The following is a 917-nucleotide window of genomic DNA, read 5'->3' as shown; positions in this document are numbered from 1 at the left end:
GCACGTCGGGGTGGGTGGCCAGAACCGCCTCGATCTCCCCCGGCTCAATCCGATACCCACGCACCTTCACCTGCTGATCAACACGACCCAAATACTCCAACACCCCATCCGCCCGCCACCTCACCCGATCCCCAGACCGATACCACCGCGACCCACCCGAACCAGCAACAAACCGCTCCGCCGTCAACACCGGCCGACCAACATACCCACGAGCCAACCCCAACCCACCCACCAACAACTCCCCCACCACCCCCACCGGCACCGAACGAAGCTGCCCATCAACAACCCGCACACTCCAACCAGACAACGGCCGACCAATCGCAACCTCCACACCCTCAACCCGATACGACGTCACATGCACCGTCGTCTCAGTAATCCCATACATATTCACCAACTCAGGACCATCAAAAACCCACCCCGCCAAATGACCCGCCGTCAACACATCCCCACCAAACACCACCCGCCGCAACGACCCCACACCCCCAGCCACCAACGCAAAACCACGAAACACCTCCGGAGTCACACTCAACATCGTCACCCCCTCCGCCACCACCACCCCCACCAACGCCTCCGGCGACCGCACCACATCCATCGACACCAACACACACCGCCCACCCGTCGCCAACGCACCCCAGATCTCCCACACCGAAAAATCAAACGCCACCGAATGCAACACACTCCACACCCCACCACCACCATCCGCCGCCACCTCCAACAAATCACACACACTTCCATGCCGCACCATCACACCCTTAGGCCGACCCGTCGACCCCGACGTATAAATCACATACGCCAACTGCTCCGGATCCACCACCACCGGCTCAAACCCACCCCCAAACCCACCCCCAACCCCAATATCCGAAAGCACCAAAGCAGCACCAGAATCAGCCAACATAAACTCCACCCGATCCACCGGA

At 61.0% G+C, this 917-nt stretch carries 1 protein-coding gene; it reads right to left on the bottom strand.

Features of this window, described 5'->3' with window-relative positions:
- The coding region (locus AC507J_RS32295) for an AMP-binding protein (RefSeq protein ID WP_496294352.1) at positions 1 to 895 on the bottom strand (895 nt) is incomplete at its 3' end.
- Positions 896 to 917: the final 22 nt, after the last annotated feature.

It is taken from the genome of Micromonospora sp. PRAS1 (assembly GCF_059553435.1).
This window is presented reverse-complemented; position numbering and strand designations above follow the sequence as displayed.